Genomic DNA, 24,357 nt, shown 5'->3' with positions numbered 1-24,357 from the left:
ATTTCCCAATTTACTTTTTATACGATTGGGCTTAATTTTTATGTTGCCGTTGACGTCCGTATCAATCAACAAGGTATATACTACGGACAAATTGTAACAAGGAGTTAGCAGATTAGTGACAGCAAAACATGACGTTTGTAATATTCAACGCTTTCATCGTAATCTTTTTGTAACTTGGAAATACGAACATACGTCCAAAGGCGATAAAATCAGTAATTTCAGCACTTTAGTTAACGCTGTCAACTAATTCATTTATTAGTCAAAAAAAAGCAATAAATCTGCTCATAATCTTGCCATAATCAATAAACCGCAAAAAAAAACTGTAAAATTCAATGAATTTTACAGTAGTGTGTCTAATATTTCTTCAATGCTACCCGTTCTACGTGGTGATTTGGCCCTTTTATGAGGACTAAATCGGCATGTGCCCGGGAAGGTAAGATGTATTTTTCTAAGTTTACTTCATTAATAGCATGCCAAACGTCCTTGGCTGCTTGGAATGCAGCAGGTCGATCAGCCGTATATTGATAGTAGAAACTATCAGGGTGATCAACCGCTTCATCAAGTAAATCTTCAAAGCGTTCCAAGAACCAGGTCTTAATCAGGTCAGTCTTCGCATCAACATAGATTGTTAAATCCATTAAATCACGGGGCACTAATCCTAGTTTAGGTCGTTGTAACGCGTTAACACCCTCAACTAGTACAATGTCTGGTGCTCGTAAGACTTCATATTCATCAGGAACAATATCATATAGTTCATGTGAATAAATCGGTACCTTAATCTCTGCTTGGCGATCTTTGACGGCTAACAGAAAACTAGTCAACGCATCAGTATCATATGACACTGGAAATCCTTTTTGCCCCATTAAATTATGAGCCTTCAGATATGCCGACGGATATAAAAAGCCATCCGTTGAAACTAGTGCCGTCGATAATTCTGGGCACATTATCGTCAGCAAATCCTTCAATAATGCTGCCGTCGTCGATTTACCAACTGCCACACTGCCAGTTAAACCAATCACAAATGGCATTGCTTGCGCCGATTGAGCCGTAAAACTCGCCTGATGCTGTTGCGCCATTTGATAATCAATAAAATGTTGTTGAATTAAGCTAGCAACTGGTTGGTACACAGCTAATAGTTCTGCTTCATTAAACGCTGGGTGCTTTGCAACCAATTCCTGTAAGACGGCCGGCGAGAGTTCGCGCACCGGTTGTCCAAACGTTGCCCATCTATCCCGCTGATATACCTCGTAATTTACGAACGTTTCCATGATTACTCCGTAACCTCATATAAATCTGGGTTCACTCGATCTAAGAGTGGTGTCAGTTCATCCAATGCTAACACGGTTAATTGGTGCATTGCCCGTGAAGCAATTGTGTAAAGGAGTTGGCGTTCATCTTCAAGTGGATACATTTTCTTAGAGGCGTCCCAGATGACAACCGCATCAAATTCCAATCCCTTAGCCAAGTATGACGGTACGATAATCACCCCATGTGCTAAACGTTGGTTTTCGGAACGAATCAGGGTCACTGCAACGTCTTGTTGTTTAAGCTCAGCATAGACGGCTTCACCTTCAGCCAATGACTTGGTAATAATGGCAGTTGTTTCGTTCATACCATTATTCGTATTAATTTGGCTCACTAAACGGGCGTACAAGGCTGCACTATTATCCTCAATCGTCACAGTTGGCAAATTACCACTTCGGTTGAATGCAGTAATCGTTTCGCCGTTTACCAAAATTTCCTTAGAGAAATCTGTAATTTGTTGGGTTGAACGATATGTTTGGGTTAATTGCACAACTTCAATTTTATCTGAATCAAAGAGTGTCCCCAATTCTTGTAAGAGCGTACGTGAATTTTCCTTCGTAAAGATTGCTTGGTTCAAATCACCCAGCATCGTGAACTTAGCTTTTGGAAAACTAAATTTCAAGAAGGCTAATTGGAAAGCAGTATAATCTTGAATTTCATCAATGAAGACAAAGCGAATATCACGTTCACCATGCTTACCAGTCAACAAATCATACAAGTACAAGTAAGCCGAGACATCGGCAAGTGACAAACGCTTGTCTTTAAAGTCAGTAACCGTCTTAGTCACACTCTTTGACCAATCATCAGCCGTGATTCCCCATTGATTCAAATCAACGAAGTTTGGTACTGAACGCAAAAAGTGCGCAAATTGGGCGTTTACATTAATGAAACGGTTACGGTGAATTGCGTGGGCAATCGGCTTGAAGGCTTCTGTCACAATCTTACGTGCTAAGAAGTTGTATTCCTTTTCTTCCGATGCAAATTCCCGTGGTTCATCGCCAAACAATGAATCAATTTCAGTTTTGGTTAGGTTTTGAATCGCTTCTTCAACCCATTTTTGTTTCAATTCACTACCAACTTTACCAGTTAGCGAATTAGTCAAACTATCCTTTGTCGCATTCAAACGTTGTCCTAGCTTGTAATTCTCATTGTAACCATAGAACATTTTGGCGATTTTATCCTTATCAAAGAACGCCTCACCTTGAAACTTAATATCACGGAAACGGACATTACTCCGGTTCAACGTTTCAGCATACTGTTGGACAACCTTAAAGAATGCTAAGCTCCCTTTAAAATTAGTAATCCGTTGGGCCGCTAAGTCGTTATCTTCTTCAAAACGTTCTTGCAAAGTTTCCACGCGCATGTTGGGTAAACGTCGGTTTGAGTATTGGAAGTACGTCATTTGGACCATGTTTTGTTCACCGAGTTCTGGCAAAACTTGATCAATATAGTCATTAAACAATTGGTTAGGACTGAACAAGACCACTTGTCCGCTATCTAAGTTTCCGCGGTAACGGTAAAGCAAGTACGCAACCCGTTGCAATACTGCCGCCGTTTTACCAGAACCTGCTGCCCCTTGAACAAACAACAAGTCAGCAGCGGTATTCCGAATAATTTTATTTTGTTCCTTTTGGATTGTCGTCACGATACTCTTCATTTTAGTATCTGAGTCACCACTTAAGGCTTCCAAAAGCATTTGATCCCCGACAGCTTCATCTGTATCAAAAATTGTTACCACAACACCGTCTGCGATTTGGAATTGACGCTTAAGATCCACATCAACCGTTTGATTACCATCTGGTGTTAAATATGTCACTTCACCTAACCCACCATCGTAGTAGATTGATGAAATCGGCGCACGCCAATCATATATCAAGAAATGATCCGGTGTATCGGAAAATGAACCTAACCCAATATAAATTGTTTCGGCTTTTTGTTCACCACGTTCTTGAAAATCAATCCGCGCAAAGTATGGATTGACTTCTAATTTTTTTAAGGTTTCCAAGCGTGTTGTTGCATGTTGGAAACTATTTTGACGTTCTGTGATTAATTGTTGTTGTTGCCGAACTGATAGTGCCGTATCCAACATATTTTCATATGTGCTAGTTTTGATCCGGACATCGCCCCAACCCGCTTCAATATCTGAGCGATCTTTTTCAGTCTTATCGAGTTCTGCTTGGGTTTTAACTTGTGCAATTTTTATTTTTTCGAGCACGTCCGTTAAGTGACTTTGTTCGTACTCGTGAATTTGATCTGCCATGTATACTTCCCTTTTTTATCTATTTTATAAACACAATACTAGTGCTCCCCAATTCAACAAAGCCTACTTGAATGTAGTCGCTAAATAGCCGCTGTCCGAAATTAACAGTAACGATGTGCATAACAACCTGTATTCAATTATTAGTACTTTGTTGACTAATAATTATACGCCAGACCAGAGTTTAATGCTATCGTATGTTACTATTATAGGTGAGAGTATTTTTTACTTATAGCAATCCGATTAAAAGGAGATCACAATCATGCAACCAATTAACATTTATCTCGTCCGCCACGGACAAACTTATTTCAACCTTTACAAGCGTATGCAAGGATGGAGCGACATGCCCCTTACTGAAAAAGGAATTGCCGATGGGCACCGTGCCGGCCGTGTATTAAAAGATGTTAGCTTTGATGCTGCTTACTCAAGCGACTTGACACGGGCTGTTAACACTGCAAAATACATCTTGAGCGAAAACCAAGCAAGCGCCCTCACTGAACCAACTCCAATGCCTGAATTCCGAGAAGTTTCTTTTGGTTCATTTGAAGGTTTAACGGGTGAATTTGCCGTTAGCATGGTCGCTGCTAAACTCGAAAACGTTGAATCATTCACCGAATTGATGGCCTCTGAAGGTGCCGATGGTACCATGGAAGCTTTCAAAGCCGGCGATCCTTATGGACACGCTGAAGGCGCCCAAGAGTTCTGGGATCGTATCAACACTGGTCTTGATATTTTACGCGATCGCCAAGAACCTGGTGATAATGTCTTGCTCGTATCACACGGAGCAACAATTCGCTCAATTGCTGGCCGCTTTGGTTTAAAAGCATATGAAGGTCAAGCACCCGCCAATGGTGCAATTACTAAACTTGAATTAACAGAAGATACCGTCAAAGTTGTGTTCTACAACGAAACTGATAATCTTCCCGGATAAGAAACGAGGCTACTTAATGGAAGAACAATTTGAAGTACAACCGGTCATCATTGCTGGTTTAGATAAAAATGATCCCAGTTTTGCCTACTCAATGGAAGAATTAGCTAACTTAATTGATGCTAATAACATGGAAGTGGCTGAAACTGTCACTCAAAAACTCGACCGCCCCAATGCCGGAACTTACTTTGGTAAAGGGAAAGTTGAAGAACTCAAGGAACTCGTTGAAGCAACCGGCGTATCCTTGATTGTTACTAATGATGAATTATCACCTTCCCAAATTCGGAACATCGAAGCTGGAACAGGTGCTTCAGTGATTGACCGGACTGGTTTAATCCTGGATATCTTCGCCAATCGTGCCAAGTCAAAGGAAGCCAAATTGCAAGTTGCCATTGCGCGCCTCCAATATCAACTTCCACGCTTGCGGACTAGTATGAATGTCCGCATGGACCAACAAACAGCTGGTTCTGGTAGTGGTGGCTTTACCAACCGTGGTTCTGGTGAAACTAAGCTCGAAATGGATCGCCGGACTATCGAAAATAGCATTACTCATTTAAAAGAAGAACTCTCAGTTATCACCAAGTCTGAAGATACCCGTCGCGCCCAACGTGATAAATCAGGTATCCCAACTGTCGCCCTCGTCGGTTATACCAATGCTGGTAAATCAACGATTATGAACGGGCTTGTGCGGATGTATGGCCAAGGTGAAGACAAGACCGTCTTTGAAAAGAACATGCTTTTTGCCACTTTGGACACTTCGGTTCGTCAATTAACTTTGCCTGACCAAAAGCAATTCTTGCTGAGCGATACAGTTGGGTTCGTTTCTAAGTTGCCTCACAACTTGGTGAGTGCCTTCCGTTCAACTCTGGCGGAAGCAGCTAAGGCTGACCTCTTGCTCCAAGTGGTTGACTACTCAGACCCTAACTACAAAGACATGATGGAAACAACCGAACTCACATTGAAACAAATCGGGGTTACCGATATTCCAATGATTATTACGTTCAACAAAGCGGATTTGGCGCAAGCACCCGTTGCTTACCCAACTCGCGAAGGTGATAACATCATTATTTCAGCGCGTGAAGATGATTCCTTGAATGCTTTATTAGCAATCATCAAGGAAAAAGTTTTCAAGGATTACGTGACTGAAAATCTCTTGATTCCATTCAGCGATGGTCAAGTCGTAACATACTTGAACGAACACGCTAACATCAATTCAACCGAATACCTTGAAGAAGGTACCCTTTTGAACGTTGAACTCCAATCAGCTGATGCCGCCCGTTTTGAAAAGTACGTTTATTCTGAATAAGTAAAATAACTTTACTAAAAAACGCGAATTCCACAACCGGAATTCGCGTTTTTCATTTGTTCAATTGTCTAAGCATCGAGTTCGTTATCAAGATTTGAAAACTTATCATTTTCGCGGATATCGACTTCTTCATCAAAAGTTACGCGCCGTGGTTCGCTTTCGATGTCATGCAACAATTCTACATTGTGTTTGTGCTCTGGTGTGCCAACGATATCATCATTTTTTGTGGTATCAATTTCATCATCAAAAGCAACTTTCTTTGGTTCATCAGTCATAATTTGATTACCTCGTTTCGGATAATTTGTATGGCAATATTTCCTACTCCCAGAATAACAATTAACTTTAAAGAATCTGTGAATCAAGGCTTAGAATGTGACAAAAATTTGTGACTAAATTTTTTCTAGCGTGGAATTTGGATATGCGTCTCAGATTGATTCCCACTACGAGGCTGGAAACAGTCTGGACACCGTGATGGAAGACAAGCATTTGAAGCCACAGTGCGGTCTTCAAATGTTTGCGAAGCTTGGTTCGCTAACGCGGTAACCATCTTCACAAATCCATAATCAGTAACAAAACCCGTTACTGATTATGCCATCACGGTGCGAACTAAAGTCCAACCTGTTTCCAGCCTCTTCGTTAGTTTGAGCAGGCAATCTGACTAGTAATATGCCCGCAATCCTTGTCGCTGCAGGTTTAGCGATAATCAATAATTCCACGCTTATCTAGCGGAGTGACTGAAAATCACTTTGTGGCCGGCAGGCTTTACACCGAAATGGGACGTGACACCATGTGTCGAGTTTGTCGCTGAGGGTAGAGCCGACCGGGCCTTATTTGTCCAGCGTAGCTACAAATGTGAGCAGTCTTTTGGCTTTAGCCATTAGACTGTCAGCTATCCCGAATTGCCCAAGACAGACATTCAGCCTGGAAGGCTAATCTAATCGGGTTTTGATTAGATTCAGTTGTTTGTTGAAAACAAACTGCTGGAATGTTTTGCGTTGCCGTACCTCAGGCATAAGCACGTGGCTTGGGCATGTGCTTCCATTTCGGTGCACAATGTGATTTTCAGGCACGCAGTGGCATCATACATCTCATCGCATTTTATAAATCCCACGTCAGACGAAATACAAAAAAGCCCATCGGTCTAAAAGACCAATGAGCTTTTTTAATTACTATAACTGAAGAGATAATCGGCAGTAGATTACTTCTTAAGTGGTGACCAGTTCCAGTCAGTGAATTCAGGAATGTCAATACCTTCGTTACGAGTAACGTCGAAGTGCTTAGCAAGGATAGCATCCATCTTAGCAGTCGTGTCAGCAATTTGATCAGCTGACAATACGTCAGTCAAGCGAGCAACAGTGTCCTTAACCAAGTTGAAACGGTCAAGTTGTGAGTATACACGCATGTCGTAAGTAGTAGTGATATCACCTTCTTCACGGTAACCGTGAACGTCAAGGTTGTGGTTGTGACGATCGAAGAAGATGTCCTTAACAAGATCTTCGTAACCGTGGAAGCCGAATACAACTGGCTTGTCAGTAGTGAAGATAGCGTCGAATTCATCGTCTGACAATGAACGTGGGTCTTGCTTCTTAAGACGCAAGAAGTCAACAACGTTCACAGTACGGATCTTCAATTCTGGGAATGCTTGGTTAAGCAACCAAACAGCTGCGAATACTTCGATAGTTGGTTCAGTACCAGAAGCGGCGAACACAACATCAGGAGTTTCGTTATCAGCAACAGTTGAAGCCCATTCGATAGTCTTAAGACCAGTTTCTACCAATTCAGTAGCTTCGTCGATTGAGAACCATTGTTGACGTGGTTGCTTAGAAGCAACGATCAAGTTAATGGTTTGGTTCAAACGAAGTGACTTGTCAGCAACAGCCAACAAAGTGTTACCATCAGCTGGCAAGAATTCGCGGATGTACTTAGTCTTCTTTTCAGCCAAGTGAGTCAACAGACCTGGATCTTGGTGAGTGTAACCGTTGTGGTCTTGTTGGAAGGCAGTAGAAGTAGCAATCAAGTTCAATGATGGGTACTTGTTACGCCAAGTGATTTCGTCAGCTTGACGGTACCACTTGAAGATTTGAGTAATCATTGAGTCAACAACACGAAGGAATGATTCGTATGATGCGAAGAATCCGCGACGACCAGTCAATGTGTAGGCTTCTAACCAACCTTCAGCTTGGTGTTCTGAAAGTTGTGAATCAATAATACGACCCTTGGCACCAACGAATTGATCGTTAGGTTCGCGAACTTCTTCCATCCATTGACGGTCAGTAGTTTCGAACAAGTCCCAGAGACGGTTAGACATAGTTTCATCAGGTCCGAAGAAACGGAAGTCTTCCATGTTACGGTCAGTAACTTCACGGAGGTAAGTTGAAAGAACCCACATGTCCATGTTACGGTTTGCTTCTGATTGAAGGTGTCCACGGTTTTCAGGCGTAACGTCTGAAGCGTAGGCCTTGTAGTCAGGCAAGTTAAGTTGCTTAGGATCTTCTCCGCGGCCAACACCACCGTTAGCAATTGGGTTCATTGACATACGCTTGTCACCCTTAGGTGCAAGTTCTACCAAGAAGTCCTTTGGAGTACCATCTTCGTTGAAGAGTTCTTCTGGACGGTATGAAGCCATCCAGTCTTTGAACATGTCAACGTCGGCATCAAAGTTCTTTGATGAGAATGACAATGGCACTTGGTGTGAACGGAATGAGTCTTCAACAGGCATACCCTTTTCGTCAACCTTTGGACCACCCCAACCCTTAGGAAGGCGAGCAACAACCATTGGCCAGAATGGTACTTCACCATCTTGGTAACGGCCGTTTTCACGGGCATCTTTTTGGATTTGCTTGATGTCTTCGATAGCTTCGTCGAATACCTTGGCTGCCAACTTGTGGTAAGTCATGTAGTCGTGGATATCATCGTTTTCGATGAAGTATGGCTTCCAACCGAAACCTTCGAAGTATTTAACAAGTTGTTCATCTTTGTAACGTGACAAGATAGTTGGGTTAGAAATCTTGAAACCGTTAAGATCCAAGACAGGTAACACAGCACCGTCAGTAATAGGGTTGATGAACTTGTTTGATTGCCATGCAGTAGTAAGTGGACCAGTTTCTGATTCACCATCACCGACAACAACGAAACCGATTTGGTCTGGGTTATCTAAGATAGCACCAACACCGTGTGAAAGTGAGTAACCAAGTTCTCCACCTTCGTGAAGTGAACCTGGAGTTTGAGCAGTTGCGTGTGAACCAACACCACCTGGGAATGAGAAACGCTTGTACAAACGGTTCAAACCTTCAAGGTCGCGAGTGATTTCTGGGTAATCTTCGGTGTATGAACCGTCGATCCATGAGTTTGAGAACATAACTTGACCGGCGTGACCAGGTCCTTCAACATAAAACATGTTCAAGTCGTACTTGTTGATCAAACGTGATGCGTGTGCATATAAGAAAGTTTGACCTGAAACAGTACCCCAGTGTCCGATTGGTTTTGCCTTAACGTCTGCAGCTGTAAGTTCAGTACCAGTTACTGAGAACAAAGCGTTGTCCTTCAAGTAAATAACACCGGCTGAGATGTAAGTAGTTGCACGCCACCAGGCGTCAACGTTTTCCAAATATTCTTGTGAATCGTAATCTACTGCCATTTGGAATAGCTCTCCTTTTTTAATTAAAAGTTTTAAAGTGCTAAAAACTCAACACAATTGTTAAGCTTTACAAGTTATATTTTAGCCCGATAAAAATAAAAGTCAACTAATTTTTCAATTGGAGCGGTCCAATTAAAAAGCCGCCTAAATTTCCCGTACTAAAATATCTGCAACTTCACGTTACGAGTGTAATTGTAACGTCTTTGCGCACAAAATACCACGAATTGGCATTAGAATATTGTTTAGTTGCTGTTCTTTGATTATTTTATGGCAGATACAAGTCCCAAACTAGCGTCAGCAAAGGCATTCCCAAGGTAAATAAACATCTACTTAAATAATGAACTTTTTATTTTAAAGACTGTTCCCAAATTGATTTTGCAAGCAATTTCATATCGCCAGCTGAAAGCGGACTTCAGGTTTAACTTTCCATCAAAAAAACAGCATCCCGCTGAATGCTGTTTTCACTTTATTTTTTATGTTCGGGTGCATGTAATTCGTGTAAATTCCGTCCTAAGCGCATATATGCAATAAAGTGCCAGATAATCCCGGCAACCACCATTGCGGCACCGAGCCAAGCGCTCAACCACATTAGGCCAATCGCTAGTCCATACACCGCTACTGACCGCCATGGATCATACTTAATCCGTGAATATAACTCCTTATTCATGTCACCTTTGACCGCTAATTCACTATGGCTAGCAGCGTAACTATACAGCCAAAAATACGTCAGTGAAATCAGCATCGCTACAAATGCATACGTCATAAATGCTACCCGTAAATCGTTGATATTACCGCGTTTTAGTGTTGCAGCGACTAATAAAGTTGGGTAGTTAATGAGTGTGACTGTGAACAATGAGACCATGTTGATAATGTTCAGTTTACGATCAATTTGCTTCAATGATAAGAAAAAATCATGGTGAAATAACCAGAGCGTCCCTACATAAACATACGATAAAATATATGCAAAGAAAATCGGCCATTGATTCAACATTCCATCAAGCAAATGTCCGACTTGGTATTCTGGCACCACAAATTCCAAAACCAAAATCGTAATTAAAATCGCGTACATTCCATCACTAAACGCTTGTAATCTTTCAATTTTCATCAAGTTCCCCCTCTTACCAGTTTCCACATGCCTTATTAGTCATTCCAATTACTCAGCATCTAAACTGACAAAAGCATTATACTTCATATATTTATAATTGATACGCATCGTCGACACTTCAAATGGGGTCCCATCATCTAAGAAGAAAATCCCTTCCATGATGCCGACTGGTTCATAAGCTGTGAGTTGTAATAACTCCTGATCCGCAGCATTCGATGGTTCCGCCATCACTGACATAAATGACTTGGTGACCGCTTTTTTCTTAGTCTCCTCAACATAGTTAAAGATTGACCCCTCAACTTTATCCGTTGATAATTCAGGTAGCACCTTGATTGGAATAAAGCCCGTTTCAATCATGAACGGCACCCCATCCAAGATACGTAAACGTTCAATTTGGTACACAAAGTCCCCTTCATCTAGGAACAAAGCTTGCTGTAAGTCATCATTAGCCGGTACCACTTGAAAGTTAAGTAACTTAATCGTTGGCGCTTGCCCACCAAGTTGATAACTATCTGTCACCCCTAAATTCGAGCCTTCATTATGGAAAATTGGTTGGTTTTTCAAATAAAGTGGATTCACGAATGTTCCTGAACCACGTTTTTTAAAAATAATTCCTTGTGCCGCCAAAATATTCAACGCGCGCTTGATTGAAGAACGACTTACCCCGTAACTTTCTGATAAAGACCGTTCGTCAGGTAACTTCTTATCAGGAAATTCATTACTGTAAATCCGGTGCTTGAGGTCGGCTAAAACCTGCATGTAAATGACATCAGCCATGTGAATTCCTTTCGTTGTGTTTATTTATCTATTCCATTTTTTAATTGTCCAATGTTATTATACAAAAAATAAATTGGTCTGACCACTTGTATCATAAATAAAGACCAATTCATTTAAAATTAGGACCAATTATTGTTGCACAAAAAACGCCACGCAATCTCTAAATTTGCGTGGCGTGTATTATTCCGGCTAAATTTTTCTAGCGTGGAATTTGGATATGCGTCTCAGATTGATTCCCACTACGTGTCTGGAAACAGCCTGGACACCGTGATGGAAGACAAGCATTTGAAGCCACAATGCGGTCTTCAAATGCTTGCGAAGCTTGCGTTAACGCGGTAACCATCTTCACAAATCCATAATCAATAACGAAACCCGTTATTGATTATGCCATCACGGTGCGAGCTAAAGTCCAGCCTGTTTCCAGCCCCTTCGTTAGTTTGAGCAGGCAGTCTGACTAGTAATATGCCCGCAATCCTTGTCGCTGCAAGTTTAGCGGTAATCAATAATTCGGACAGCCTTACTTATCGGGCGTGGGATTGTCGTTTCTATACTTTTCAGTCACCGACTTGCTGAGGTTCTATTGTCAGTGTTTTTTCCATATTACTGAGGTCTGTGATTAGTAACTGTTTTCACTAGTTACATTATACCTAACTAACGGAGTGGCTAGAAATTGCTTGGCGGGCGTAGCCTTTACACCGCGACTGGGGGAATATGTGTGAAGCACATATTTCCGCTGAGGATAAGATGAGGAGTCCAGGGAATTTATTCCCGTAGAGTTCCAACTTATCCGAACCGACCAAGACCGCACTTTGGCTTGGGAGGCTGCTTCCAGCGTGGTGCGCCAAGTAATTTACTGGCACGGAGTGGCCATTTGTATTCAATTCCACGTCAGACGAAATAGAGTTATTATTCATTCTACCGCTTTCGTCCACCATGCCCGCAAGCGTTGGGTATGCAGTGCCTTAATCCCATATAGCATTTGCCATGTTCCTAGTAACAAATACATAATATCAAACAGAGTGATTCCCGCAAAAATATATACTTGAACAATTACCAAAGCAACTTGAATTGCACCAACACCAATTCCCGCTTGTGCGAGGTGACCTGGTTTTACCCGCACCATAATTAACACTATTGCATTAATAATTCCTACCACAGTTAAAATTACTGACAAGATCAAAAAATCAGTAAATGGACCGTTTTGGAGGTCTTCTACATTAACCATGCCGAGCTCATTTGGATTTAAAATGCCAGCAATTCCGCTCAGCGTGGCACTAATAAATACTAATAATGTTGCTAAGCAGAAAAGCCGTTTTGACATTTTAGAGATCCTTTCCGTCCCATTCTTCCTTGAATGCGGCTAAGTAGTCCAACATAATTTGTTGGCGATGTGCGCCGACCGTTTTGGCCTTGGTGGTGTTTAAATGGTCAACTAGTAATAGTAATTTCTCGTAAAAATGATTAATCATTGTGCCTTCGTCATCGCGCCGATATTCGGCTTTTGACATTGATGTGCGTGGCTTGATTGCCGGGTCATACATGATATGACCGTGCCCACCACCGAAGATAAACACACGGGCGATTGACATTGCGCCAATTGCATCTAATCGATCGGCATCTTGGACAATCTGGCCGTTAATATCTAATGGTAGACCTTCTCCATTCATGGTTTTCGACCACGACATATTATCAATGATGAAAAAAATGGCAGCTTGCGTATCTGAGCTAACCGCATTGGCTATCAGCATTGCGACCACGTCGGCCTTAGCTGCTGCCACGTCGGTAAATAACTTATCATCATACGTATCGTGTAATGTTGCTGCAGCGATTACAATAAATGGATCAGCAGTAGGTTCCGTTGCTAAAATAGCTCGTGCACTTTGAACAACGCGATGAATATGGGACATGTCGTGCCCAGATTTATCACCACCCAGAACTCGCTCCGTAAATTCTGTGATGGCTTGTAATTGTACTTCTTGCTTCATATTTGCTTCCTACTCTTCCATATGTCTAGTATACCAAGGACCCCTAACATTTCTGTGAATGCTGATTAGGTCTTTTTATGCCCTAAATAGGACCAAAAAACTTTTCCTTCACAAAAAATGTCTATTGGCGTAAATCTACGAACTTTGCGTGAACAAATTCTGCTAATTCTGTGGCGTCAATCTTAATTGAGCGGCCAACTTCACCACCTGAAACAATCATCGTGCCTTGGCGTTTGGCTTCTTCATCAATGAAAATCGGAAAATGCTTAGTTTGCCAGATACCGACCGGATTGTTAGCACCGTGCACATAACCCGTTGTCTTCACCAAATCCTTCAGTGGAATCATGTCCACTTTTTTATTACCAGAAACTGCTGCTAACTTTTTTTCTGATAAATGATAATCCAAAGGCACCACACCAACCACCGGTCCGGTAACATTTCCAATCAATGCCAAAGTCTTATAAATACTGTGTTCTTCGATATCCCCATGTTCAAACTGAGCGACACCATGTTCTTCATGCCAAGCAAAGGCTAAACTTTCATACGCCACACCGGCTTTATCCAGCATTTGTTCTGGCAGTGTCTTCTTTAATTTATCTTTTTTCTTACCCACGTTCGAGCCTCCAATAACTTTGAATTAGAATCAATATATTAGTTATAGTGTACAAAAAAGCCAAGCAAATTGCTTGGCTTTTGTTAGTTATTATCTTCAATTATGTGGACCACTTTACGTTGCCAAATTGTTAAAATACTCAGAATTACAATAAAACCAACGAAGATACCACTCCAAATTTCAAACGCATACACATCTACCATCATTTTAATCGTGCCAGTTGCAGTGGCAATGTAATATCCAGCCATGGCAAGAACTAAAATATCACGCACCACACCACGTAAATGGTATTGCCGTAATACTTTACGCCGTAGCTTAGTGTCAGCAATTGTAACTTGGTCCAAGCGCTTGGCAAATGCCAATCCTTCTAAGAGGGTAATCAAAACCACTCCAATAATCCAACCAACCCAGTTAAACGTAGAAAACTGTGCCAAGACAAGTGCCAGTACTACCCCAACAACAAGTACTACAACATTCCCAATTATAAATGCTGGGATTCGTTCCAATAAATCATCAAGTTTTGGGTGCTTCTTGCTATGGTGATACAAACTAAGCGCCAATGCTCGTGCCAGCACCCAAATCACACCAAACATCACTACTAATAACACTAAACCAAGTAGTAATACTTTTTTGTTAGCCCGCCAAAAATCGCCCATGTCAACGGTCGTCATTTCGGCAGTGATGGTTGGTTGCGGTCGTTTTGTCGGCATATATTGCTTAACAATTTCATCATAGCGGCCACTCTTTTTTAGTTGCGCCAAACCATGATTGAATTTTTGAATCAATTCAGAATTAGTACCCTTTTTAACTATCAATGAGTTACTAGTAATACTTACCGGTTTAGTAATAATTTTTAACGGCACCCCGTTATCAATCAGACTTTCAATGATGGGTTCGTCGTCAAATGTTGCCGCGACTTTGCCAATGATTACATCGTTATACACGGCGTGCGTGTTACTCGATTCAACAACTGTAAAATTATATTTTGCCGCTAATTTGTAAGCGTGCATCGCATCCGTTGTTCCACGCTTAACCCCAACTTTTTTACCCTTCAAATCCTCTAAACTATTGATATCGGTCCCTTGATAAATCGCGGCCACGATTCCTGATTTAAAAAACGGCTCTGAAAAGTCAAAGCCAGCTTGACGTTCCGGTATAATCGAAACGGGCATTGTCGCATCAATTTCACCGCTTAAGACTTGATCACTTGCTTCCTTAAAATTCTTTTCCACAAATCTGCACTCAAAACCTTCCAGTGCCGCAATTTCTTTCATTAAATCCGGTGATATTCCCACCCACTGACCTATTTCATTTTTTGATGAAAACGGGGCATAGTTATCCTCAAGACCGATTGAATATTCCCGTGTATCAGCATTCATTTGCCCACCAAAAATTTGCAAACCAAAGCACACCGCAATAACCATCAAGACAATCTGGCGCACTTTATTATTCTTGGTCGTCTTTTTCATTCGCGTATTCATCATTTGCATCCTCTACCTCCCCTTCATCAATTGTCACATGATATAAATCATCCAAGGTCACACTTAAAAACTCGTAAAAAATCGGATTTAGCGCTTCAATTTTTTGATGGGTTTCATCTGCATATTCACTAAATACAATTTTGAACACGTGTCCTTCGTGCTCGATAACCGTCCCTGGAATATCCGAAAAGTCAGTATCTTCGTCGCGGACCACAATTTGTAGCTTACGTGCCTTTTCGTTAAGTTCGTTATGGGCGTATTCATGCCACACGGTCCGATTACGTAAAATAACAATACGATCGGCTAATAAATCAAGCTCGTTCAAGTGGTGCGAAGTAATCACAACGCCTACTTTGCGTGCCGCCATTTCCTTACGAATTACCTCGATAACTTCTTCACGCCAAATTGTATCAATCCCATTCAAGGGTTCATCCAATAAGATATATTCCGCATTAGTCGCAAAGCCCAACATGACCCGAAAAAGTGCCTGCATCCCCGTTGAGAGTCGGCTATACTTTTCTTCGACTGGTACCCCACGTTCTTCAAGTTGCCCAAGCAGCGAATACGTTTTAAAATTCGGGTAAGCAATTTCAAAAGTTTTCGCAATCTGCAAAAGCGTATTACTGCTAAAAAAATTCCACGTCGCGTTGGTAAAGTTTATCTTTTGTAGTAACTCCGTTTTCACAAAAATTGATTCACCATTATATAAAACATCCCCGGCATCAATCTTTGAACGCCGGGTTAGCGTTTTTAAAAGCGTTGATAATCCAACTGAATTTCGGCCAACGAGCCCCACGATTTCACCAGTTTTAAATTCAATGTTCACATTTTCTAAGACGACTTTATTTTGAATACTTTTTGTTAAATTTTTAACTTGTAAGGTCATTATGGCCTCCCATCTTACGCGCACGCTTAGTATAGTTATTTACCATCATACCGATTCTTAATACATTTTCTGATAAGAAACTATGAAGTTACCGTGACACTTCTCAGCTAGACTAAATAAAAAAATAGCAAATGATAATTTTATTTAGTCTAGCGCGGAATTGTCGTTTCTGTACATTTGGTTAAGAATACTCACGCACCACGAATATCCCTTATGCACTATTTTGATCACATCACAAAATAACCCGATTACAGCCTCAGAAGAAGGCGTAATCGAGCTATCTAATATGTTGTACCATCACATAAATATCACTGATTCATTATTTGACTGTTTCTAATGACTTGAGTGACTTGTCAGTAATATCCACGTTGGCTGCTTGATAAAGTTTTTTGATAATTTTTTTCATACCGGCGCCATGTTCGCCCGCGATATATTCATCCACAATTAAATTCTTTAATTCAGCCTTATGCGCTTGCCAAGTGCCTTTGTCGGAGTTACTCAACATCTTAATTACGTAGTAACCCTCTGCCCCTTTAACTGGGGTGCTGCTGTACTCGCCTTTTTTTAATTTGAAGGCGGCGGTCTTAATCGCTGTATCAATTTTGGTATTGTTATCGAATGGCGCTAACTCACCATCATGACTATTGGTCGCCATGTCCAAGGATTCAGTTTTTACCAATTCATTAAAATCAGCCCCTGCATTAAGTTGCTTAATTACTTTTTTAGCATCTTTTTCATTACCTAGCATAATTTGTGCAATTGTAACTTTAGGTTGGAACGTTTTGAACCGTGCCACGTAGTCTTGATTACTTAACTCCATGTTTTCAGTGATTGCGATCCGCATTTCAAAATTATCACGAATTTGTTGCTTAAAGGTTTTCTCAGTGTAACTACTTTTCTTTAGAGCCGCATCCCAATCCGCACCAAACGCCGCGGCGGTATTTTGATAGCTTTCATTAACCATTTTGTCACTAACTTTATGACCGTACTTGTGCTGCACGATTTGCTTTGTGATTTCGGCTTGCAGCAATTGTTTAGCACTCGTACTGTCTTTGATTTGATTATAGTATTTTTGTTGGCTAATTTTACCGTATTTAGTCGTAACTAACGTTTCACTGGCGTGGTCACGTTGATTTGCACTACCAAACCCCATTGCGCCACCCAAAATTACGCCGGCTACCGCCGCATACATAATCTGTTTATTAATTTTCATTGTCGTTATTTACCTGTTTCTTCCAGTTGGGCCCGCAAAGCTTTATTTTCTTTATCCTTTTTGCGCAACCGATAGTAGATCAAGCCAATCACTCCCACCAGTAATACCACTCCGGCAGCGACAAACCACCATGTGTTATCCTCGGTAACCGTAACATCTTGCTCATTGAGGCTCCGTGCTTCGCGGCGGGTAATTTCAAAATCTTCTGCAAAATGCCATTCATCCGTACCAGCTTTTACATCAACTTTAATCGTGTACTTCCCGGCTTGTAAACGTTGTCCACCTAGTGAAGTTGGATAGTCCATGATTGCGTTTGGTGCCATCTGCAATTGATTTTTCTTATTAGAATAGAGGGCTTTAGTTCCGTTCTTCTTGTAAATTTTTGAAGTAACTTCAACTTGGTTAATATATTTGGCTGAAGTGTTATGGAGTTCGGCAATGATGTTATTGCGGAAGTTAACTTGCCCCGCATACGCTTTTGGCATCGTCATGGTTGCTGCTACTGGTGTGTTTTCTTCACGTAAAACTACCCCCACAACGTAAGCGTACTTATTAACAATCGAAACCCCTTTTTTCTTTGCAGCTTCTTTAGTTGTGCTAACTTCTTTGAATGTAATCCCACCCGCTAATACACCTTTAAATTGTTTCGCCGGCATCTTTAAGGCCAAATTTAAGTTCTTTGCTGACTTAGCTGGAATCGTAATCGTTTCGGGTGCTGTTAAAATGTCTTTAATGGCAACTGGTAAACTTTTGTCTAGTTTTAATTTGTCGGAATTGTACTCAACAACCCCATTACTATTGGTTTTAGCGGTATTAATTTGAGCTTCAACTACCACCGGTTTATCGGTATCATTTTTAAGTTTTACTTCAAGTGTTTGCTTTTGATTGGGGGCAACTTTTAAATCAAAATATGAATGTTTTTTATTAATCTGATTCTTAGGCAACTGCGGCTCAACAGCAAAGTTAAACTGGTTGGCACTAACTGTTGTGGTCATCAACGTGAACATACCTAGTGTTGCAATGATACTAGCGAACAATTTTTTCATGAGGACGCATTCCTTCTTATTCAATAATTTATGTATGCTTGGCAAAAAATTACTAATCTTGTAATTCTGTTAATTGTAGCAAGCATTTTTGAACAAATAATCAGCCAAATGATGTATTTTTTGTGAACATCTGGCCTGTATTCAAGCTAATACGTTAAAACCATGGGCGTACAAAATGGGGGAAACAGACGTCGGTTCTATTTATTCCAGCGCGGGATTGCCATTCCTGTACTTTTCAATCATCGAATTACTGAGATTCTATTATTAGTGTTGGTTTTACTATGGTGTATCTTCCAACGTCCACGTTAACGTTGTAGTGTAGGTGTTATCTCCGGCTGTGTTACTTTCAGGAACCGTTAATTGTGCCCCACCCGTCGTCAATGGCATATTGGTAAAATCATTTTGTTCTGTTGGAAATGCTGATGATGAACTCGCAAGCGCGCCAAAAGTTTTGACCCAAGTACCAAAACCTTTACTTTCTTCAGCGGTCATTACAATTTGTTGTTCACCGCTGTCATCTAGTTCAATGTCATCATTAACAGGTACTGGTGCATAGTCACCATTGGTATATGGTTCCTCCAAATTATTTGTCAGCGCACCTTGCGTTCCCAATGATAACGTTGCGCCATTAAGTTGCTTACTATCATCACTAGTCCACGTACTCTGTGCCACCTTCAACGACCAGCCCGTCTTCATAGCACGATTATCAGTTACTTGCACATAGGGCGCTACATATTTTTTACTAGTGTCCATACTGATAATCGTGGCATAGGCGGCATACTGCTGTGCTACAGTCGATGTCTTTTGCATACCAAAATTTAAAGATGACACATAATCAATACTCAATGGTCCCGCCGTGCCGACACCTGGTTTGTGACCGTTCGGATCGGCTGGCGTTACCACATTAGTTGGACTCTCTGGATCAACCTGCGAATTATTATCAGTGTTTTCGTGTAATTTAACATGGGTCGCGGTTGTATAGTTAACCGTATCATCTGCCGCACTAGCATTGGGTATTGCAAACCCTACGATGCATATCGCGGCGCATATTACTTTTATTGATAATTTCATCACGCTATACCTCGTATTCCTCTCGATGTGCCCACCCAGTATTGTGTTAATAATCTTTTCTATATGTACAGCAAAGCAGATTACAAATCCACTGCTTGCTATGTTGCTTATTGCCTAATCACTTCCAGGGGTATCACTTAATTCCCAATTGACTTCCGCTTCATATGTGCCATCAGCAATTTCTGCACTTTCAGGAACTACTAATCTAACTGCCTTGTCCACGTTACGATCACCACCGGTTGCATCTTTCTCCGTACCTAAATCACTAGCAGATCCAAATACTGACAACCATGTTCCAAAACCATTATGTGTCGCAGTGTCATCAGTTCCGGCTGACATAATCGTTGTTGCGGCATTGGGCACTAATTCAACAGAACCAGTGGGGGCACCAGGAGAAATTCCTGCCGTATTCCCCTTCTCAGTAATTGTATTAATGCCATCAATCTTAATTGAGACACCAGCTAAAGTTTCCCCTTTATTAGTGAAATCTGAGACTGTCGCTTTCAACGTCCAGCCCGCATTTTCATTCCCCCGTTTATCGGTAACTTGCGCATACAACGGTGCTTTATCGGATAAACTGCCACCTAAATTCGATCCAATTTCACCTGGATCACCTGGGGAAACAAAACCATCCCCACTGTCATCGGGTTCACTAAATGCTTGCGCCGTTGCATTGTATTCATGGTCCTTCCCATCACTAGGAATTAACTGCGTCCCAAATTCAAATGATGACGCATAATCAATTGATAAAGGTCCGGCCGTCCCAAGGTTTGGTCCGTCTGGCATAATGGGATCAATTGGACGAACAGGTTTATCTGGATTAGGGTCAAATGGATTTTCTGGTAAAGTGACTGCATTATCACTTTGAAAGATAATTTGCCCATACGATTGATATGGCGGCAGGTCTGCACTCACTGATGTTAGTGGTACCGCGCCTAAAATGAGTGTTGCAAATAAAGCTGATGTCACAATTTTTGAAAGCTTATTTGATCTTTTCATAATTTTTCTCCTCACACTTTTTATGCTTGCGGGCCTAATTGGCTCCGCATATTCGATTGTTCGAGCTACTCGGTTAATTCCTAAGTAGTTTGTCATTTAACCTATGTTTTATCCTGAAGTACTCGGCTTAATCCTGGTTGGTTGGAGCTCGCCAAACTTGTTTTCCCAAGCCATATGCACCGAGTAAAACTAATCCGCCCAGAATCATGGCAGCGAATTGTAGTTCATTTTGTAACCCTGATTGCGGTAGTTCAGTATTCGTAGTCTCGTTAATCGTACTAACGTTAGTATTGCTATTGCTCCTACCCGAACTGGGTAATTCACCAGTAGTACCACCAGTGTGCTGACCACCACTATTGCCACCAGCATCAGGTAGCTCATCCGGCACATCAATTCCATCCGTATTCGGTGGCGTATAAAACACGGCGGGATTATTCGGTGCTTCAGTTTCGTTCGACTTAATAAATCCAATTGACCCATATGATTGATATTCCGTTGCTAGCGTTGTCGTTGTCGGAATCGCAATCAGTGTCACTGCGCCTAGCGCAATCAAGACAACACTACCTTTTTGAACTCTGTGCGCAAGCTCCATTCGTATCACCTCCTCTCAAGGTACAAAAATCTTTTCCACTACTCAGCTTCGTCATTAGCTGGAACGAAGCCTAAATTCCATTCGATTTCACCAGTTTGATCACCCGCAACGTAACTATCAGAGGCTTTCAAATTCATGAAAATTCCCGGTGCCGTCATGTCTTCGTTCCAACCGGCCGAGAGCTGTTGGCTACTTTTACCAGCTAATGTCCCCGCTGAAATCAACAAACTTTCCTCGTTAATTGGTACTAACTCACCATCAGTTGCCGCCCGATACTTGATTGCATCATCTGTAATCAGTGGTACCGTCAAAGTTGCGGTTAAGGTCCAGTCAACTGCGTAATTGTAATCATTCACGACACTCATACTGCCGAGACTATCTTTATCAGCCATGAATATTTGGTCTTTTGGCACGACATCGTGTGTCCCAAAATCAATCACATCTAGCTGACTTCCCCAATACACCGAATCACTAATGGTATATAGCGTGGCTTTGGGAAAGGTCGCATCGTGAAAGCTCGTTGTCACGGCTGGATTTTCATTACCAACCCGCCCAACAGTATCAATCGTGGGATAAGTCAGTGGGTCATTTGTCCGCCCACTATTATCCGTCGCAAAAATTTGAATTTGATCACCCTGACTTAGTCCACCTGCAACCGGGATGGTCCATTGGTTATTTGTAACTGTGACCGGTGCGCTAAAATCACTCCAGCTACTTTCACCTGCGGCTAATATTTTCAAGCGCACGCTACTGGTGTCTGCCGTAGCCGTGCCGCTGATTGTCGTTGCAGCATGACTCGTGACTTGCACCGGCTCAGGTGGGGTAACATCAATTACGTTAGTCTGGGCTGCCCCAGTTGCACTAACATCAGTTAACCCACGACTACCACGGCTAACAACCGCCTGAATACCTAACCCACCGTTGGTTGTCGCTATTTGAAATGGTGTATCAGTGTCGCTAGTTTTAACTAATTCAAAACCGTTGTTACCAACACTGTTATCGGCTGGTTTTAAATTTTCGACATCACTCGCTAACGAATCAACCGTGATATTCGTCATTTTAGTATTTTTATTTGCCCAAATTGGTGCCATGGTCAAATCACCCGTTGTGTAATTTGGTTCCACTTGACTCGGCAAAGTTCCCAACTGAATACGTGTCCGCACCGCTTTATCGGCGTCTGTAATCAAATTCTGCTTGGTCGCGTCATTGTTAGCTTGGTTCAACAGTTGCGTTAATAAATTACTCGTTGGCAATGTTGAATCTGTCCATGGTTGAATGAAAACTTGCGGGGTTGCACTTACACCCATGATTCGGTTAAATGCCACCGCCCCATTTTTATCCGTTCGTGCTTTGTACGCGTCGGCCAATGCTTGTTCAGATGATGTCACGACTGAGCGATTGGCTAGCGTAGTTGCGGTACCCGACCGTGTGGCGGCAAAGTTTCCAACTTCGACAGCATCATAATCCGGTGGTGTGATAATTGCCCCATCGGCATTCGTCGTTAATAACGAGGTATTGTTCCATAAACTGATATCACTGTTATTAATCTGGAAAGTTCGCGTATGTGTTAGCGTTGTATCACCACTAGTTGAATCACCAAGCGTCATCACCGAATTTTGACCATTGCTATCCGTTGGGTTATTAACACCAATGTTCTTAATATCAAAGGCTTTCGGTTGATTCATGATTAAACTTGCATTCCCCGTCGTCCAGTTAATGACCGGCGTCGTTCCCGACATATTACCAGTAACAAAAAAACTACCATTAGGGTTAATCGCAATCGTTGCTCCGGCTGAGGTTGCTCCATTTGTGTTACGAATAATTTCGGTCGTTGTGGCCTTCGTCAGCGACGAACGCGCATTAATTGTCCCGCCGTTAACAATATAGTTACCAAAACCACCAGTAGTTACACCACCCGTTGTGGTTGCTGTCACAACAGGTGTGGACGAAGGCCGCTGATACCAGTTAATCCCACCGGCCGCCGTTCCTAAATCCAAGACTGCATCTTGATTGACTGTTACATTGCCAAACGCCCACGCAATTGCAGAATAAGAGCCAGCATCGGCGGCACTTACACCCGCCGCCGTTGAGGTTGCCGCAACCGTACCAGGAACATTACGCAATGAAACTTTTGCCCCCGCCAAGAGTGTCACTTCGCGGGAATCAGCCGTCGAAATACTAGAATCTTTTTGCTCATTATTCATCCACAAAATTGGGTTGGGTTTCGTACTAATAAGATTGACGTGGGCATTTTCAGAAAAAATCACACTCCCAGCAATCAACGGCTCATTAGCGGTTTGAATCGTCACATTTCCAGCAAAGGTTACTTCACACCGCGCCATACTCGTCAGGTGCGCACTAGCTGAGTTAATCGTTACATCCTGAAAAACCGCGCGCCATGAACCACGATTCGGCCAATTCCCATACTGGTTGTTACCGTTAAAATCGGTAAATATCGCACCTGAAGTCCCCGTACTACCAGTTGCATCCTGAATTGTCGAAGTGATTCCCGCAAAATCGTGGACATATAATGTTGAACCACCCGTTATTTTGCCGGTGGTACTGTCTTTGGCGAGATTCGTTTCTGTACTTGGTCTCATCGTCATTGTGCTATTACCTAAATCAAGGCTAAAGCCATTCCCATTCAATTCAACACTCACTGTGCGATCTGATTTTGAAGGATCTAACTGACCAGTATTATTAGGCACTGTAATATTATTTTGTAATTCAATATAGCGAATTGCCGTATTGTTCCAAGCAGTTACTAAGTCAGCGCTTGTACTAACTAGTGCTTTTTGACTAGCCGTATAATCACCTGCAGCTCGGGCCGTTTTTTTACTGACTGGTTTTTTCGCTGGCGTTTCTTTGGCCGCTATATCGTGGTTATCTTCAGGTGACTGGGCGATTTCATCACTAATCACTTTTGTAATATCGGTATTTTCTGCCAATAAATCAGCGACATTATCATCCGCAAAAACATCAATATTGTCTTCGCCCGTTGAATCAGCTGTATCAGTTACTTCTGGGTTAACAACATTAACTGAATTGTCATTATTAACTTCGATTGCAGCTACCGCCGGCATTGTGATTAATTGCGCTGATAACATCAGGGCTGTCACAATTGGGATAATTTTCTTGCTCATCATTTGGCTTCCT

Annotated in this window: 19 protein-coding genes; 2 read left to right on the top strand and 17 right to left on the bottom strand. The window is 41.9% G+C overall.

The genetic code is table 11. The features are described from left to right. Window positions 1–353: 353 nt before the first annotated feature. On the bottom strand, window positions 354–1,268 hold the full coding sequence (gene coaA / locus EQG49_RS07925; protein ID WP_133363474.1) for a type I pantothenate kinase: 915 nt from the start codon (window positions 1,266–1,268) through the stop codon (window positions 354–356). Window positions 1,269–1,270: 2 nt separating this feature from the next. Next, window positions 1,271–3,565 (bottom strand): RNA polymerase recycling motor HelD, encoded by a 2,295-nt coding sequence (gene helD / locus EQG49_RS07920; RefSeq protein WP_133363473.1) that lies wholly within the window; start codon window positions 3,563–3,565, stop codon window positions 1,271–1,273. Between the two features lie 259 nt (window positions 3,566–3,824). Here helD and EQG49_RS07915 point away from each other — a divergent pair, with 259 nt between their 5' ends. Then, window positions 3,825–4,493 carry a histidine phosphatase family protein gene (locus tag EQG49_RS07915; protein ID WP_133363472.1) on the top strand — a complete coding sequence of 223 codons (669 nt, stop codon included), beginning with the start codon at window positions 3,825–3,827 and terminating at the stop codon, window positions 4,491–4,493. A gap of 16 nt (window positions 4,494–4,509) precedes the next feature. Beyond that, window positions 4,510–5,796: a GTPase HflX gene (hflX, locus tag EQG49_RS07910; protein ID WP_133363471.1), complete on the top strand. Its 1,287-nt coding sequence runs from the start codon at window positions 4,510–4,512 to the stop codon at window positions 5,794–5,796. A gap of 68 nt (window positions 5,797–5,864) precedes the next feature. Here the strand turns inward: hflX and EQG49_RS07905 are convergent, their stop codons facing one another. The 15 genes from EQG49_RS07905 to EQG49_RS07835 all read right to left on the bottom strand — a co-directional run bounded on the left by EQG49_RS07905 (window position 5,865) and on the right by EQG49_RS07835 (window position 24,347). Then, a complete protein-coding gene (locus tag EQG49_RS07905) occupies window positions 5,865–6,071 on the bottom strand; it encodes a hypothetical protein (RefSeq protein ID WP_133363470.1) in 207 nt (68 codons plus the stop codon). 923 nt (window positions 6,072–6,994) lie between these two features. Beyond that, on the bottom strand, window positions 6,995–9,433 hold the full coding sequence (locus EQG49_RS07900) for a phosphoketolase family protein (protein ID WP_133363469.1): 2,439 nt from the start codon (window positions 9,431–9,433) through the stop codon (window positions 6,995–6,997). A 466-nt stretch (window positions 9,434–9,899) separates the two neighbouring features. Continuing rightward, window positions 9,900–10,538, bottom strand: coding sequence for a TMEM175 family protein (locus EQG49_RS07895; RefSeq protein ID WP_133363468.1), 639 nt, complete (start codon window positions 10,536–10,538; stop codon window positions 9,900–9,902). Between the two features lie 48 nt (window positions 10,539–10,586). After that, complete coding sequence (locus tag EQG49_RS07890) at window positions 10,587–11,315, bottom strand: GntR family transcriptional regulator (RefSeq protein ID WP_133363467.1); 729 nt, start codon at window positions 11,313–11,315, stop codon at window positions 10,587–10,589. Window positions 11,316–12,225: 910 nt separating this feature from the next. After that, window positions 12,226–12,636 carry a hypothetical protein gene (locus EQG49_RS07885; protein ID WP_133363466.1) on the bottom strand — a complete coding sequence of 137 codons (411 nt, stop codon included), beginning with the start codon at window positions 12,634–12,636 and terminating at the stop codon, window positions 12,226–12,228. Window position 12,637: 1 nt separating this feature from the next. Continuing rightward, complete coding sequence (locus EQG49_RS07880) at window positions 12,638–13,300, bottom strand: HD domain-containing protein (protein ID WP_133363465.1); 663 nt, start codon at window positions 13,298–13,300, stop codon at window positions 12,638–12,640. Window positions 13,301–13,421: 121 nt separating this feature from the next. Continuing rightward, complete coding sequence (locus tag EQG49_RS07875; RefSeq protein WP_133363464.1) at window positions 13,422–13,913, bottom strand: YbaK/EbsC family protein; 492 nt, start codon at window positions 13,911–13,913, stop codon at window positions 13,422–13,424. Between the two features lie 83 nt (window positions 13,914–13,996). After that, window positions 13,997–15,403 (bottom strand): transporter substrate-binding domain-containing protein, encoded by a 1,407-nt coding sequence (locus tag EQG49_RS07870; protein ID WP_133363463.1) that lies wholly within the window; start codon window positions 15,401–15,403, stop codon window positions 13,997–13,999. Next, window positions 15,360–16,280, bottom strand: coding sequence for an ATP-binding cassette domain-containing protein (locus EQG49_RS07865; RefSeq protein ID WP_133363462.1), 921 nt, complete (start codon window positions 16,278–16,280; stop codon window positions 15,360–15,362). The genes EQG49_RS07870 and EQG49_RS07865 overlap by 44 nt, the downstream gene beginning before the upstream one ends. A 319-nt stretch (window positions 16,281–16,599) precedes the next feature. After that, the gene (locus EQG49_RS07860; protein ID WP_133363461.1) at window positions 16,600–17,493 is read right to left on the bottom strand and encodes a peptidylprolyl isomerase; all 894 of its coding nucleotides are present in this window, start codon (window positions 17,491–17,493) and stop codon (window positions 16,600–16,602) included. A gap of 5 nt (window positions 17,494–17,498) precedes the next feature. Next, the gene (locus tag EQG49_RS07855; RefSeq protein ID WP_133363460.1) at window positions 17,499–18,539 is read right to left on the bottom strand and encodes a WxLIP family cell surface protein; all 1,041 of its coding nucleotides are present in this window, start codon (window positions 18,537–18,539) and stop codon (window positions 17,499–17,501) included. Window positions 18,540–18,818: 279 nt separating this feature from the next. After that, window positions 18,819–19,610, bottom strand: coding sequence for a WxL domain-containing protein (locus tag EQG49_RS07850; RefSeq protein ID WP_133363459.1), 792 nt, complete (start codon window positions 19,608–19,610; stop codon window positions 18,819–18,821). 114 nt (window positions 19,611–19,724) lie between these two features. After that, window positions 19,725–20,609, bottom strand: a complete 885-nt coding sequence (locus EQG49_RS07845) for a WxL domain-containing protein (protein WP_165964835.1) — start codon at window positions 20,607–20,609, stop codon at window positions 19,725–19,727. 127 nt (window positions 20,610–20,736) lie between these two features. Continuing rightward, entirely contained in the window at window positions 20,737–21,201 is a 465-nt protein-coding gene (locus tag EQG49_RS07840; RefSeq protein WP_133363457.1) for a hypothetical protein, read from the bottom strand. A 38-nt stretch (window positions 21,202–21,239) separates the two neighbouring features. Next, window positions 21,240–24,347: a pectate lyase-like adhesive domain-containing protein gene (locus tag EQG49_RS07835; protein ID WP_133363456.1), complete on the bottom strand. Its 3,108-nt coding sequence runs from the start codon at window positions 24,345–24,347 to the stop codon at window positions 21,240–21,242. Window positions 24,348–24,357 lie beyond the last annotated feature (10 nt).

It is taken from the genome of Periweissella cryptocerci (assembly GCF_004358325.1).
Lineage (GTDB): Bacteria > Bacillota > Bacilli > Lactobacillales > Lactobacillaceae > Periweissella > Periweissella cryptocerci.
Note: the sequence above shows the minus strand (reverse complement) of the source record. Positions and strands in the feature narration are given on the sequence as shown.